Here is a 12942-nt window from a genome sequence, read left to right as displayed (position 1 = left end):
GCGCCGTCGTGCGTACTCGCGCAGTTCCCCGCGCCCCTGCCGGGCGCCATCGTGGCGGGGGTCGCGGGGGTGCGGCGCCGTCGTGTGTTCTCGCGCAGTTCCCCGCGCCCCTAGCGGGCGCCATCGTGGCGGGGGTCGTGGGGGCGGTGCGGCGCCGTCGTGCGTACTCGCGCAGTTCCCCGCGCCCCTAGCGGGCGCCATCGTGGCGAGGGTCGCGGGGGCGGTGCCGCGCCGTCGGGCGTACTCGCGCAGTTCCCCGCGCCCCTAGCGGGCGCCGTCGGGGGTTCTTGCGTGGTTTCCCGTGGGCCTGTCTTGGGGGGCTGGGGGAAATCGGGCCAGGGGTTTTGGATTGGCCTTGGGGGGCTTGGGTTGGGGGGCCTAGCTTCTGGGGTATGCGGATTCGAATCGTGGACGCCTTTGCCGAGCGGGCCTTCGCCGGGAACCCGGCCGGTGTCGTGTTGCTCGACGCCTTTCCCGAGGACGACTGGATGCAGAACGTCGCCATGGAGGTGAACCACGCCGAGACCGCCTTCGCGCACCCGCTGCCCGAAGGCGGGGACGCGGACTGGGCGCTGCGCTGGTTCACCCCGGTCACGGAGGTCGCGATGTGCGGGCACGCCACGCTCGCCACCGCCCATGTGCTGGGGACGACCGGGGCCCACCCGGGCCCCGTACGGTTCGCCACCCGCAGCGGTGTGCTGATCGCGACGCCCGGTACCGACGGGACGGTCACCCTCGACTTCCCGACCGCCCCCCTCACCCGCCTCGACGCACCCGACGGGGTCGCCGAGGCGCTCGGCGCCGAGCCCGTCGCCGTGTTCGACACCGGCCCCGACGTCGGCGACCTCCTCGTGGAACTCGCCGACGAGAAGACGGTGCTGGGCCTCTCCCCCGATCACCGTGCCCTCGGCGCCTACTCCGAGCGCGGGATCATCGCCACCGCGCGGGCCGAGGACCCGGCCAGGGGCTACGACTACGTCTCCCGCTGCTTCTTCCCGAACGTCGGCATCGACGAGGACCCGGTGACCGGAAGCGCGCACACGGCGCTGGCGCCGCACTGGTCCGCCCGGCTCGGCGCCGACGACCTGACGGGGTTGCAGGCCTCCCGCCGTACCGGGCTGGTCCGCACCGGCCTGCGTGGTGACCGCGTGCTGCTGACCGGGCGCGCGGTCACCGTCATCGACGGCGAACTGTTCACGCCGTAGGCAGCCAGCCCACCTTGCCGGCGAGGAGCGCGTAACCGACGAACGCGCCGATGTCGAGCAGCGAGTGCGCCACCACCAGGGGTCCGACCCGGCCCCACCGCCGGTACAGGTAGACGAAGACGACGCCCATCACCATGTTGCCGACGAAGCCGCCGATCCCCTGGTAGAGGTGGTACGAGCCGCGCAGCACGGCGCTGGCCACCAGTGCCGTGCCAGCGCTCCACCCCAGCTGGTCCAGGCGGCGCAGCAGGTAGCCGACGACGATGACCTCTTCCAGGATCGCGTTCTGCATCGCGGAGAGGATCAGCACGGGGTATTTCCACCACACGTCGGGCAGTGCCTCCGGCACCACCGTCAGGTTGAAGCCCAGTCCGCGCGCGGCCAGGTAGAAGGCGATCCCGGTGCTGCCGATCACCGCCGCGATCCCTGCTCCGCGGCCGAGGTCGGGCCAGGGGCGGGTGCGGTCGAAGCCGAGCGTGCGCAGGCTCGCGCCCTCGCGGAGCAGCAGGTGGGCCACCAGCAGGACGGGGACCAGCGCGCTGGCGATGCCGAACAGCTGCCAGGCGAGGTCCAGCCAGGGCCGGCCCGGCGCGGCGGACGCGTTGAGGGTCGCCGCCTGGTCCTTGAGGCCGCCCGGTCTGGTGACCGACCCGACAAAGCTGATCAGCGCCGACACTCCGCTCGCCCCGAGCGACAACCCCAGAACCAGTAGCGTCTCGTCCCTGAACATCCGCTGCGAGGGCTGTTCCAGCGGGTACTCCACCTGCGCTCCTGACTCCGGTCGGGCAAACCCCACGCCGTGGGTCGTCACAGCTTGCCCGATCAAGGCCAGGGAGACACAGGCGGCCCCTGGTGAAGGAGCGCCGACCACAGCGCCCCGTCAGGGGCCCGGGGAACAGCGCCCCGTCAGGGGCGCGGGGAACTGCGCGACAAGCCCCCACCGCGCCGCACCCCACCACCCACCGCACCGACCACGGCGCTCACGCCCCCACACCCGCACCGCTCACCTCATCAGCGCCGGCTCCAATAACCCCACCGGCCACGTGTGCACGGGCTCTCCCGCGTTCATCAGTTCCGCGTAGCGCCGTGTCATCCCGGCCAGCGCCACATCCCTCGGCAGCCCCTGCTCCAGCGCCCGGTGGAAGGTGGCCGCCTGCCAGGACGCCCCGTTCACCCGCCGGCGGCAACGCTCGTCGATCACACCCAGGTAGAAGTCCCGGTCGGCGGGTTCCACACCCCACGCGTCCAGCCCCGCCGCCGCCAGCGGCAGGAGTTCCTCGCGGACCAGGGTGACCGCGTCCACCTCGGCCGTGCCGCCGCCGTACCGCGCCCGCCTCGGCCAGACGAGGCGCGCGTCGATCCCGTCCCGGCAGGCCGCGTCGAAGTTCGCCTCGGCCACGGCGAACGGCATCCGTGTCCACACCGGCCGGGACTCCTCGGCGAGGGCCCGGACCAGCCCGTAGTAGAAGGCCGCGTTGGCGATGACGTCGGTGATGGTGGGCCCGGCCGGCAGCACCCGGTTCTCCACGCGCAGGTGCGGGACGCCGTCGGCGATGCCGTAGACGGGCCGGTTCCAGCGGTACACCGTGCCGTTGTGCAGGACGAGTTCGGCCAGCTTCGGCACACCGCCCGCGTCGAGCACGGCCAGCGGGTCCTCCTCGTCGCAGATCGGCAGCAGCGCCGGGAAGAAGCGCAGGTTCTCCTCGAACAGCTCGTACGCGGAGCTGATCCAGCGTTCGCCGAACCAGGTGCGCGGCCGCACGCCCTGGGCCTGGAGCTCGGGCGGGCGGGTGTCGGTGGCCTGGAGGAACAGCGGGGGCCGGGACTCCCGCCACAGTTCACGGCCGAAGAGGAAGGGGGAATTGGCGCCCACGGCGATCTGCGGGGCGACGGCCGCCTGCGCGGCGTTCCACACGTCGGCGAAACGGCCCGGGGTGACCTGGAGGTGCAGTTGGACGGAGGTGCAGGCGGCCTCCGGGACGATGGACTTGGACGTGCACACGAGATGCTCGACGCCTTCGATGTCGAGCCGGAAGTCCTCGCCGCGGGCGGCCACGATCTGGTCGTTGAGCAGGGTGTAGCGGTCGACCTCGGAGAGGTTCGCGGAGACCAGGTCGTCCCGCTCCAGCGTCGGGAGGATGCCGATCATCACGATGCCGGCGTCCACCTCGCCTGCCTTGCGGTCGGCGTACGCCAGCGAGGTCCTCAGTTCCTCCGCGAGCCGGTCGAAAACGCGGCCGCCGAGCCGATGTGGAGCTATGTTGACTTCCAGATTGAACATGGCGAGTTCTGTTTGGAAATCACGGCTCGCGATGCGTTCGAGCACCTGCCCGTTCAGCATTCTCGGCATACCGTCCGCGCCGGCGAGATTCAATTCGATCTCGACGCCCATGAGGTTCTTGGGGCGGTCGAACCGCTTCTCCACCAGCAGCCGCTCCAGCCCCGACAGACAGTCGCGGAGCTTTTCGCGGTAGCGCTGGCGATCGGACAGGTCGAACCGGCCCGCCACGACCTTCTCCCCCATCGAAGCGTCCCTCCTCGAATGGGCGGACCGAGGTTCCGGCCGCCGGTGTCCCGGGTCCAGGTGGGATGATGCCCAGCCGGGACGATCGATAACGTCGCGCGCAGGACGGACACCCGCTACTCTGTTGGAATGTGTCCTGCGGCACATTCACGGGGCATGAAGCACTGTGCAACTGCGGGTTCCCCGTACTCCTCGTGAAAAACGCCGACGACATTCGGCCGACCGCGAGAGCCTCGTATTCCGAGGTCAGCAGGGTGCCGCCGGGCGGGAAACCGGGAGGATTCCCCACGAATCAGCGGCCGAATTGCGCCTTGTTCTGCTCTGTGAAACGACTCGGTGAAACACCACCTGAACACGTGTCGTATAAACTCCGCGGAACAAGGCAGAAGGCCGGCGCCCACGGTCCTGGTCCTGCCGTCCGGTGCGCGCGGACACCGTCCGCACCTCTTTTCACCGAACCGGGCCGCCGCCTCTCTGACCCCCTGTGAGCTGACAGCGCCGTCCGCCCCCGCCCTCGCGCCACCGCGCCTGTCGAATGAGAGGCGACCCACCATGCCGCTGCAAGTCCCTCCTGCCCCCGCGCCCGCACTGCGTTCCGTCCTCACCGCCCTCGGTTCCCCCACCGCGGTCAGCGAGGCCCGGACCCCTTCCCTGCGCACCGCGCAGGGTCCCGCGGTCCCCGAACTCCCGCTGCCCGTGCACGTCCTGGACCGGATCACCCCGGAGGGCGTGTCCGCCACCCGGCTGGCCGGCTGGCGCTTCCTGATCCGCTGCGGCGACCGGGCGGTGGCCGCGGCCGACACGATGCTCACCCCGGACGGCTGGGCCTTCTCGCACTTCTTCGAAGGGCCCTACATCACGTCCACCGAGCGGGCCCTGCACCAGGCCGAGGCCCTGCCGCAGACGTACCAGCCGCGTCTGCTGTCCGTGCCGGGCCTCTACATGCTCACCCTGTGGCTGCACGGGGACCGCACGGCGGACGGTGCCGAGGGGCACCCGGCCGCCACCGACCTGCTCGTCCCACTGGCGCCCGCTCCGCCCGGTATCGCGGCGCACCGGCCGCACCTGGTCGCCGAACTGCTCCCGGTCCTCACCGACCGGGTCACCCCGGCGCCCCTCCTCATCACACCCGCCCGAACGCCCGCCTGAGACCGACGGAGACCTTCGCTCTCTGGGGAGCGGTGAACTGCTCGCTTGAGCAGTTCACCGCTCCCCAGAGAGGAACTAGCCCCATCCGGCCATGAGAAACCACCCGAATTGACAACCCGGCGTGGCTGAACCGTCCGGGCGGGTGACGCGTCTCCAACCTGTGAGAAGCGGTGCCGCGAAATCCCTGCGGAACAGCGCCCGGAGGGCAACACTGGGTTCCGAACGACTCATCACCACGGGGGCCGACATGACCACAACAAAGCGAGAGACCCTACCCATGTGCCAGCACCAACCGCCGTGTCCGACCGCCGAATCCGCCGACCGGGAGTCCGCCCGTCTCACGGCGCACCACCCGGAGCAGGGCTGGAGCCTGCTGTGCAACGGCGTGCTGCTCTTCGAGGACACCGGCGAGCTCCTGCCCGACGGTCAGATCATCGCCCCGCACCGCCCGCTCGGTGCCGGCAGCGTGATGACCGCCGCCTGAGCGGACACCGCACCACCCCCGGGCGGCCCCGCCGCTCCGCCCGGTGACAATCAAGGGGCCGGACGCACACCTGGTGCGCACCGGCCCCGACGTGCGTCCGGGGTTCGTCACCCCTTGTAGCCGAGGGCTGTGCGCAGCGCGAAGTAGGCCGGTTTGGGAGCGAGTTGCTCGTCCCAGGGCAGGGCCGCGCCCTCGCCCGGGAAGAACGCCGGGATCCACGAGTACTTGTCCGTCCAGTCCCAGATGGTGATGCCCACGCACCGCCGTACCGCGAGGCACGCCCTGGTGAGATCCGCGTACCAGGTCGCCTGCTCGGCCAGTTTCCCGTCCGTCGCGGGCAGTTGCATCCGGATGTCCACCTCGGTGAGCGCGGTGTCCAGGCCGAGGCGGGAGAAGCGGCGGAGGTTCTCCTCCAGGGTCGCGGGATAGCCGTACTGGAGGGCGAGATGGGCCTGGAGGCCGATGCCGTCCAGCGGTACGTGCTCGGCCCTCAGCTGCCGGGCGAGCGCGTAGTAGGCGTCGCTCTTCGCTCCGGTGGCCTCGATGTTGTAGTCGTTGAGGTACAGCTTGGCGTGCGGGTCGGCCTGGTGCGCCCAGCGCAGCGCGTCGGCGATGTAGCCGGGGCCGAGCGTCTTGTACCAGATGGTCTCGCGGTAGCTGCCGTCCTCGTTGAACGCCTCGTTGACGACGTCCCAGGAGTAGACGCGGCCCCGGTACTGCCGGACCTCGGTCTGGATGTGGTTCTTGAGAACCGCGCGCAGTTCGGGGGCCGTCCAGGTGCGGGAGGTGAGCCAGTCGGGGAGCTGGCTGTGCCAGACCAGGGTGTGGGCGCGGACCCGCTGGTGGTTCTTCCGGGCGAGGTCCACGATCTGGTCGCCTGCGGTCCAGTCGAAGACGCCCTGCTGGGGCTCGGTGGCGTACCACTTCATGCCGTTGCCGGGCGTGATCATGTCGAACTCGGTGCCGAGCAGCTTCGTGTAGGCGCTGTCGGTGAGTTCGGGGTTGTCGGTGGCGCTGCCGAAGTAGCGGCCGTGCCGCTCGGCCAGTGCGGCGAGGGTGGGTTGCCGGTCGTGGGCCTGGGCGGCGGGGCCGGTGGCGACTCCGGCCGCCACGAGCACGGCCGCGAGGGCGCCGGCGAGTCTGAGACGGGTGCGTGCCATCGTGCGACTCCTGTTCGTGGAAGGGGTGTTCAGCCTTTGGTGGCGCCTGCGGTGAGGCCGCCGACCAGCTGGCGTTCGGCGACCGAGTAGAAGGCCAGGGCGGGAACCATGGCGAGTACCAGGTACGCGAAGACCCGGGCGGTGTCGGAGGCGTACTGGCCCTGGAACTGCTGCACGCCGATGGGGATGGTCCACCAGGTGGAGTCGGTGAAGACCAGCAGCGGCAGGAAGAAGTTGTTCCAGCTGGTGACGACGGCGAGCACGGAGACCGTGCCGAGCGCCGGCCGGGCCATGGGCAGCAGGATCCGCCAGAAGAAGCCGAACGGCCCGCAGCCGTCGAGGGTGGCCGCCTCCTCCAGTTCCCCCGGGATCTCGCGGAAGAAGCCGCGCAGGATGATGATGGTCATCGGCAGCCCGAACGCGGCCTGCGGCAGGATCACCCCGAGCGGGTTGTCCAGCAGGTTCATCGAGCGCAGCAGCAGGAAGAGGGGCAGCGCGGCCACCGCGAACGGGAACATCAGGCCCATCGTGAACACGGTGAACAGAACCTCCCGCCCGCGGAACGCGAACCGCGCGAAGGAGAAGGCGGCCAGCGCCGACACCGCGACCACGAGCACGGTGGTGGCGATCGCGATCAGCGTGCTGTTGCCGAGCAGCCGCCAGAACGCGCCGGAGCCGAGGATGCCGGTGTAGTTGGAGGTGACCCAGGACTCGGGCAGCCCGACCGGGTTACGGGACAGCTCACTCGTCGTCTTGAACCCGGACAGCAGGGCGTACAGCAGGGGTACGACCATCAGGGCGCCGACCACGACGAGGACCAGGTGCAGCGGAAGTGTCCGTACGGTCTTGCGGTTGTCGTTCATGCGCCGTCCCCCCGCATGTTCGTGGTGGCGCCCTCCAGGTCACGGCGGAGCACGAACCGCTGGTAGGCCAGGGCGAAAACGAGGCTCACCGCGAACATGGCGACGCTGATCGCGCTGGCGTACCCGACCTGGTAGCGCTTGAAGCCGTACTGGAACATGGTCACGGCCATGGTCTCCGAGTGGTGGTCGGGGCCGCCCGCGGTGACCACCCACACCAGGTCGAAGAGCTGGATGGAGCCGATCACCGACAGGAAGACGCTGATCCGCAGGGTGGGCGCGAGCAGTGGCAGGGTGACGTGCCGGAAGCGCTGCCAGGGCGAGGCGCCGTCGACGGTCGCGGCCTCCGTCAACTCGGCCGGGATGGACTGGAGTCCGGCCAGGTAGAGCATCATGTGGAAGCCGAAGTACTTCCAGGTCATGACCAGGAAGAGGGTGGCCATGACGGTGGAGGGGTCGGAGAACCACTTACCGCCGAGCGCGCCGAGGCCGATGTCGCTCAGGAGGTGGTCGGCGAGGCCGTCGCCCGGGGCGAAGATCATGCCGAACAACACGCCGGTGATCGCCTCGGAGAGCACGTACGGCGCGAAGAACAGCATCCGGTAGACGGCCCGGCCGCGGATCCGCTGGTTGAGCAGGACCGCCATGGCCAGTGCGAACGGCAGTTGCAGGGCCAGCGAGAACACGACCAGGACCAGACAGCGCCAGAGGTCGCCGAGGAAGACGTCGTCCTGGAAGAGGCGGGTGAAGTTGTCGGTGCCGGTGTAGTCGGAGGGCATGCCGAAGCCGCCCCAGCGGAAGAACGAGGCGTAGAGCGCGAACAGGATCGGCAGCAGGACGAGGACGCCGAACAGCGCGAGGGCGGGCAGCTGGAAGCCCATCGCGGTGAGCCAGTGCAGCAGCCGGCGCCGGGACCGCGCCCGGTCGGGGGCCGGACGCGGCTGGGACACGGAGTCCGGTCCCGACCGGGTGCCGGGCAGGTAGGTCGAGGTCATCGGGCGGCCTACTGCTCTTCCTTCGCGGTCTTGGTGATCTCCTGCGTCACCTGTTCCGGCGACTTGGAGCCGGCGATCAGCCCGGCCACGCTGTCGTTGATCTGCTGGCCGACGGCGGGCGCGTACGCCTGGTCGAGGTAGAGCTGGAATCCGGTGGCACCCTTCAACTGCGCCTGTACGGCCTTGGTGTTGGGGTCGCTCAGCGCCTTCTCCGCGCCGGGGACCACGGGGAGCGTGTTGGTCTTCTCGACGAGCACCAGGTCGGTGGTCTCGGAGGCGAAGAACTTCAGGAAGTCGACGGCTTCCTTCGGGGCACCCTTGCGCAGGGCATGCCCGCCGCCACCACCGAAGACCTCGGTGATGGCGCCCTTGCCGCCGTCGACGGCGGGGAAGGGGAAGAAGCCGAGGTCCGAGCCGAGGCCCTTGCCCGCGTCCGCCTCCACCACGGGGGCCCACTGGCCCATCAGCTCCATGGCCGCCTTGCCGTTGCCGACGGCGGCCGCCTGGCCGGTGGGCGCGGAGTAGGCGGCGCCGAGGAAGCCCTTCTGGAACGGCTGGAGTTCGACGAGTTCCTTCAGGTGCTGGCCGGCCTGGACGAACCCGGTGCCGGTGAAGTCCTTGTCCTCGTCGGCCTTCTGGAGGGCGTCGAGGCCGGCCGTGCGCATCGCCAGGTACGCCCAGTAGTACATACCCGTCCAGCTCTCCTTGCCCGCGAGGGCGAGCGGAGTGATGCCGGCGGCCTTCAGCTTCCGCACGGCGTCGAGGAATCCGCTCCATGTGGTGGGAGGTTCGCTGATCCCCGCCTTCTTGAAGTGCGCCTTGTTGTACCAGAAGCCGATCATGCCGATGTCGAACGGAATGCCGTACAGCTTCTGGTCGATGAGGTACGGCTGCTTGGCGACCGACAGCATGCCCTCCGCCCAGGGCTTGGTGCCGTCGGTGAGGTCCTCGACGAGGCCGGCGTCGACCTGCTGCTTGAGGACCCCGCCGCCCCAGGTGTGGAAGATGTCCGGGAGTTTGCCGGAGGCTATGAGCGCCGTCATCTTGGATTTGTAGGCGTCGTTCTCCAACTGCACGATCTTCAGCTTCACGTGCGGGTTCTGGGCCTCGAACTTCCTGGCCAGGCCCGCCCAGACGTTCTTGGTCGGCTGGGTGGTGGAGATGTTCCACCACTCGACCGTGGCCTTCCCCGACGACGAGGAGCCGCCGTCGCCCGAACCGCAGCCGCTGAGGGCGGTCATGCCCAGACCGGCGGCCGCGGTGGCCGCCAGGAAACCGCGACGGGACAGTGCCGGGTCGCCCATGATGCGCTCCTCGGGTTACGGGACGACCGACGCCGTCCTGGTTCGATGGTTCTCGGAACTTCGAAACTTGCGGGTCCGCCTCCGCCCTGCGGGGCTTCGAAACATTCGGTGTTTTCACCGAACGTTCCGAACGGCGACTCTAGAAAGGCGGATCAGGAGCGTCAAGGTGTCGCGCAGCAGCTGATGGCAAGTACTCGAACCAGTCGAAGGCCGCCCGGCCCTCGGTGACGTACATGCCGACGACCCGGCCGGTGAAGCCACCCGCCACCTGTGTGGACAGGTACCGCCCGTCCAGTTCGGCCAGCCGGACCGAACCTTCGGGGGTCTCGACGGCGAGAAGCACGGCGTCCGGTCCGGCGCGGCGGGCACCGGGCGGCACCCGCTCGCCGGGCGCGACGCCGGTGGGCGGCGGCACCCGGTCCGTGCGCGTCTCCACGACGAGCGTCAACGGCCCGGGCGGTACGGGGTGTTCGGCGAGCCGCTGCCGGAGCGGCCCGATCCGCGCGACGACGCTCGCCACTCCCCCGCTCACCTCCAGGTCGTAGTGGTGGGCCTCGTCGACGCGCACCGAGAGGCCGGCGCGTCCCGCGCTCGCGCCCGGGTCGAGCAGCGCGGCGGCACGGCAGTCGAAGTGCTGCTGGCGCCGGCCGACGAAGGTGTGTCCGGGGCGGTCCAGGCTGTCCCCGGTGGCGGTGAGCGTCAGCCATCCCGGCCGTTCGGTCAGCGACCAGGAACCGGCGGGCCGGGCGCGCGGGGAGATCCAGTGCGGCGCGAGCCCGGGAGCGGTGAAGTCGTCGCGGGCCAGCGGCTGTTCGACCGGGTGCCAGGCGGCCGGAGCCGTCTCGCGCTCGCGCACCCGTCCCATCCGCGGCCAGCCGTCCGCCCACTCCACCAGGGCCAGGAAGGTCTCCCGGCCGAGCACGTGGAACTCGGGGAACCAGCCGCGCGGCCGGGTGCCGAGCAGCACCGCCCACCAGTTGCCGTCGACGGCCTGGACGAGGTCGGCGTGGCCGGTGCACTGGACCGGTTCCGAGGTGCCCCGGTGGGAGAGGAGCGGATTGCCGGGCGCCGGTTCCCAGGGTCCGCGCGGCGAGCGGGCGCGGGCCACGGACACCCCGTGCCCGAGCGCCGTGCCGCCCTCGGCGACCAGCAGGTACCACCACTCGCCGATCCGGTGGAGGTGCGGTGCCTCGGGGTCGCACAGCCCGGTCCCCGACCACGTCGGCAGCGGCCCTTCGAGCACCTTCCCGGTCCGGGTGTCGATCCGGGCCACCGCCACCCCGGCCACCGCGCACCAGCAGTCGCCGTTCTCGTCCCAGGCGAGGTCGGGGTCGATGCCGGGGACGTCCACCCACACCGGGTCGGACCAGGGACCTTCGGGGCGCTCGGCGGTGACGAGGAAGGTGCCGCGACCGCCGACGTCGGTGGTGATGACGTGGAAGAGCCCGTCGTGGTGCCGGATGGTCGGCGCGTACACCCCGGCGGAGGCCGGCGTGCCGTCGGGCAGCGGCCGGTCCAGGACGTTGCCGAGCTGCCGCCAGTGCACCAGGTCCCGGCTGTGGAAGAGCGGGACGCCTGGGACGTACTCGAAGCTGGAACAGACGAGGTAGAAGTCCTCCCCGACCCGGCACACGCTCGGGTCGGGGTGGAAGCCGGGGATGACCGGGTTGTCGTACGTCCGCATGCGCCTGCGCCCCTCCCGGACCGCCGAAAGTTTCGGCGAGATCGGCGAACTTTACGAGGCGCACTGTAGAAGGGCGCTCCGGACCCGACAAGAAGTCCGGTCACGGCGCCGACCACTGGGGGGTCGACCGTGACGACGTGGACGCCGGGCGGTGCCGTAGCGGAGGAAGAGGGGGGCCCGTACCCGCCACGGCAGCGGCGGTCACGGTGACCGTCAGGGGCGTGTCAGGAAGCCCTCCACGCCTGGTCACGCCGCGTCACGGGACGTGTGATGGACACCGGTCGGGGTACTCGAACTCCTCTGGGGGAAGGCCCCGGAGACAGCGACGGACGAACGGTGGAGCCCATGTCGGGTGACGACGCCTGCGGGCCTGGTCGGGTGATGGTGGGCGTGAGCGGTTCGCTGGGCAGCGTCACGGCCCTGTGCCGGGCGGCGGCGGAGGCCCGGCGGCGCGGTGCCGCGCTGTGGCCGGTGCTGGCCTGGGAGCCGCCGGGCGGTGAACTCGCCGCGCGGCGCTCGGCTGCCACGTTCCTGCTCGTGGACGAGTGGGAGCGGCTGGCCCGGCAACGGCTGTGCGAGGTACTGGCGGAGGTCTTCGGCGACGCCGGGCCCGGCGTACCGGTGCACGGCCTCGTCGTACGCGGGAACCCGGGCCGGGCGCTGGTCGAGCTCGCGGTCCGGGACGACGACGTACTGGTCGTCGGCACCGGCCGGCGCGGCTGGCACCGGGTTTTCTCGGGCCGGGTGGCCGGCTACTGCGTCCGTCACGCGCGCTGCTGCGTGCTGGCCGTGCCGCCCTCCCCGCTGGAGGGTGTGCTGGCGGCCGCCCACCGTCGCAACAGCTGGCATCTGCCGCTGGACTCGAAGCAGTTGTCGTAGGCGGCCTTGTCCCGCGCGACGACGAGGGCGGCCGGTCCGGCCGCCCTCGTCGTCGGTCCGTCAGCGGCCCTCGACCAGTTGCCTGAGGGCGGTGTTGAGTTGGAGGACGTTCACCCGGGGCTCGCCGATGAAGCCGAGGGTGCGGCCGTCCGTGTGGTTCTTCACCAGCTTCTCCACCGTGGTGACCGGCAGGTGGTTGCGCTCGGCCACCCGGTGCGCCTGGAGTTCCGCGTACGCCGGGGAGATGTCCGGGTCCAGGCCGGAGCCCGAGGAGGTGACGGCGTCGGCGGGCACCTGGGAAGGCAGCACCTTGTAGCCGGCCGTGGAGTTGTCCTTGACGACCTTGGCCTTGGCCTCCTCGACCGACGCGATGAGCTTCTTGTTGTCGGCGGCGAGGTTGGTCGCACCTGAAAGGATCAGCTTGTACTGGGTGTTGACCGAGTTGGTGCCGAGGCCGTTCGCCGGACGCGACTGGAAGTAGTCGAGGCTGTAGCCCTGTTGGCCGATCAGGGACGAGCCGACGACCTTGCCGTCCGCCTTGATCTCGGAGCCGTTCGCCTTGCCGTGGAACGCGGCCTGGGCGATGCCGGTGACGACCAACGGGTAGCCGACGCCCGTCACCAGGGTCAGCACGAGCAGCGCCCGCAGCGCCGCGCCCAACAACCGGGCAGTGTTCGTAACGGAGTTGTTCATGGCCG

At 70.7% G+C, this 12942-nt stretch carries 12 protein-coding genes; 4 read left to right on the top strand and 8 right to left on the bottom strand.

The window, feature by feature from the left end; translation table 11 throughout:
• Positions 1-392: 392 nt before the first annotated feature.
• The gene (locus MB828_RS36885) at positions 393-1205 is read left to right on the top strand and encodes a PhzF family phenazine biosynthesis protein (protein ID WP_301651977.1); all 813 of its coding nucleotides are present in this window, start codon (positions 393-395) and stop codon (positions 1203-1205) included.
• Here MB828_RS36885 and MB828_RS36880 read toward each other — a convergent pair.
• Complete coding sequence (locus MB828_RS36880) at positions 1195-1935, bottom strand: CPBP family intramembrane glutamic endopeptidase (RefSeq protein ID WP_046727258.1); 741 nt, start codon at positions 1933-1935, stop codon at positions 1195-1197. The genes MB828_RS36885 and MB828_RS36880 overlap by 11 nt on opposite strands.
• A 273-nt stretch (positions 1936-2208) precedes the next feature.
• Positions 2209-3729: a glutamate--cysteine ligase gene (locus MB828_RS36875; protein WP_301651976.1), complete on the bottom strand. Its 1521-nt coding sequence runs from the start codon at positions 3727-3729 to the stop codon at positions 2209-2211.
• 552 nt (positions 3730-4281) lie between these two features.
• Here MB828_RS36875 and MB828_RS36870 point away from each other — a divergent pair.
• A complete protein-coding gene (locus MB828_RS36870; protein WP_133024690.1) occupies positions 4282-4878 on the top strand; it encodes a hypothetical protein in 597 nt (198 codons plus the stop codon).
• Positions 4879-5155: 277 nt separating this feature from the next.
• Positions 5156-5362 (top strand): DUF5999 family protein, encoded by a 207-nt coding sequence (locus MB828_RS36865; protein ID WP_046727224.1) that lies wholly within the window; start codon positions 5156-5158, stop codon positions 5360-5362.
• A gap of 107 nt (positions 5363-5469) precedes the next feature.
• Here the strand turns inward: MB828_RS36865 and MB828_RS36860 are convergent, their stop codons facing one another.
• The 5 genes from MB828_RS36860 to MB828_RS36840 all read right to left on the bottom strand — a co-directional run bounded on the left by MB828_RS36860 (position 5470) and on the right by MB828_RS36840 (position 11365).
• A complete protein-coding gene (locus tag MB828_RS36860) occupies positions 5470-6522 on the bottom strand; it encodes an endo-1,4-beta-xylanase (protein ID WP_301651975.1) in 1053 nt (350 codons plus the stop codon).
• A gap of 29 nt (positions 6523-6551) precedes the next feature.
• The gene (locus MB828_RS36855) at positions 6552-7385 is read right to left on the bottom strand and encodes a carbohydrate ABC transporter permease (protein ID WP_301651974.1); all 834 of its coding nucleotides are present in this window, start codon (positions 7383-7385) and stop codon (positions 6552-6554) included.
• A complete protein-coding gene (locus MB828_RS36850; RefSeq protein WP_133024687.1) occupies positions 7382-8377 on the bottom strand; it encodes a carbohydrate ABC transporter permease in 996 nt (331 codons plus the stop codon). Before MB828_RS36850 ends, MB828_RS36855 begins: the two co-directional genes overlap by 4 nt.
• 8 nt (positions 8378-8385) lie before the next feature.
• Positions 8386-9681, bottom strand: a complete 1296-nt coding sequence (locus MB828_RS36845) for an extracellular solute-binding protein (RefSeq protein WP_301651973.1) — start codon at positions 9679-9681, stop codon at positions 8386-8388.
• A 139-nt stretch (positions 9682-9820) separates the two neighbouring features.
• Positions 9821-11365: a glycoside hydrolase family 43 protein gene (locus tag MB828_RS36840; protein WP_301651972.1), complete on the bottom strand. Its 1545-nt coding sequence runs from the start codon at positions 11363-11365 to the stop codon at positions 9821-9823.
• A 345-nt stretch (positions 11366-11710) separates the two neighbouring features.
• Here MB828_RS36840 and MB828_RS36835 point away from each other — a divergent pair, with 345 nt between their 5' ends.
• A complete protein-coding gene (locus MB828_RS36835; protein WP_301651971.1) occupies positions 11711-12244 on the top strand; it encodes a universal stress protein in 534 nt (177 codons plus the stop codon).
• Between the two features lie 60 nt (positions 12245-12304).
• On the opposite strand, the gene MB828_RS36830 is transcribed toward MB828_RS36835, so the two are convergent.
• Positions 12305-12937, bottom strand: coding sequence for a potassium-transporting ATPase subunit C (locus MB828_RS36830; protein ID WP_301651970.1), 633 nt, complete (start codon positions 12935-12937; stop codon positions 12305-12307).
• Positions 12938-12942 lie beyond the last annotated feature (5 nt).

The organism is Streptomyces arenae (assembly GCF_022343545.1).
Classification (GTDB): domain Bacteria; phylum Actinomycetota; class Actinomycetes; order Streptomycetales; family Streptomycetaceae; genus Streptomyces; species Streptomyces humi.
This window is presented reverse-complemented; position numbering and strand designations above follow the sequence as displayed.

Excerpts from the sequence above, each read along its gene's own strand:
- MB828_RS36855 (WP_301651974.1), bottom strand. The coding sequence starts at position 7,385 with ATGAACGACAACCGCAAGACCGTACGGACACTTCCGCTGCACCTGGTC.
- MB828_RS36870 (WP_133024690.1), top strand. The coding sequence starts at position 4,282 with ATGCCGCTGCAAGTCCCTCCTGCCCCCGCGCCCGCACTGCGTTCCGTC.
- MB828_RS36835 (WP_301651971.1), top strand. The coding sequence starts at position 11,711 with ATGTCGGGTGACGACGCCTGCGGGCCTGGTCGGGTGATGGTGGGCGTG.
- MB828_RS36875 (WP_301651976.1), bottom strand. The coding sequence starts at position 3,729 with ATGGGGGAGAAGGTCGTGGCGGGCCGGTTCGACCTGTCCGATCGCCAG.
- MB828_RS36880 (WP_046727258.1), bottom strand. The coding sequence starts at position 1,935 with ATGTTCAGGGACGAGACGCTACTGGTTCTGGGGTTGTCGCTCGGGGCG.
- MB828_RS36850 (WP_133024687.1), bottom strand. The coding sequence starts at position 8,377 with ATGACCTCGACCTACCTGCCCGGCACCCGGTCGGGACCGGACTCCGTG.
- MB828_RS36840 (WP_301651972.1), bottom strand. The coding sequence starts at position 11,365 with ATGCGGACGTACGACAACCCGGTCATCCCCGGCTTCCACCCCGACCCG.
- MB828_RS36865 (WP_046727224.1), top strand. The coding sequence starts at position 5,156 with ATGTGCCAGCACCAACCGCCGTGTCCGACCGCCGAATCCGCCGACCGG.
- MB828_RS36845 (WP_301651973.1), bottom strand. The coding sequence starts at position 9,681 with ATGGGCGACCCGGCACTGTCCCGTCGCGGTTTCCTGGCGGCCACCGCG.
- MB828_RS36830 (WP_301651970.1), bottom strand. The coding sequence starts at position 12,937 with ATGAACAACTCCGTTACGAACACTGCCCGGTTGTTGGGCGCGGCGCTG.
- MB828_RS36885 (WP_301651977.1), top strand. The coding sequence starts at position 393 with ATGCGGATTCGAATCGTGGACGCCTTTGCCGAGCGGGCCTTCGCCGGG.
- MB828_RS36860 (WP_301651975.1), bottom strand. The coding sequence starts at position 6,522 with ATGGCACGCACCCGTCTCAGACTCGCCGGCGCCCTCGCGGCCGTGCTC.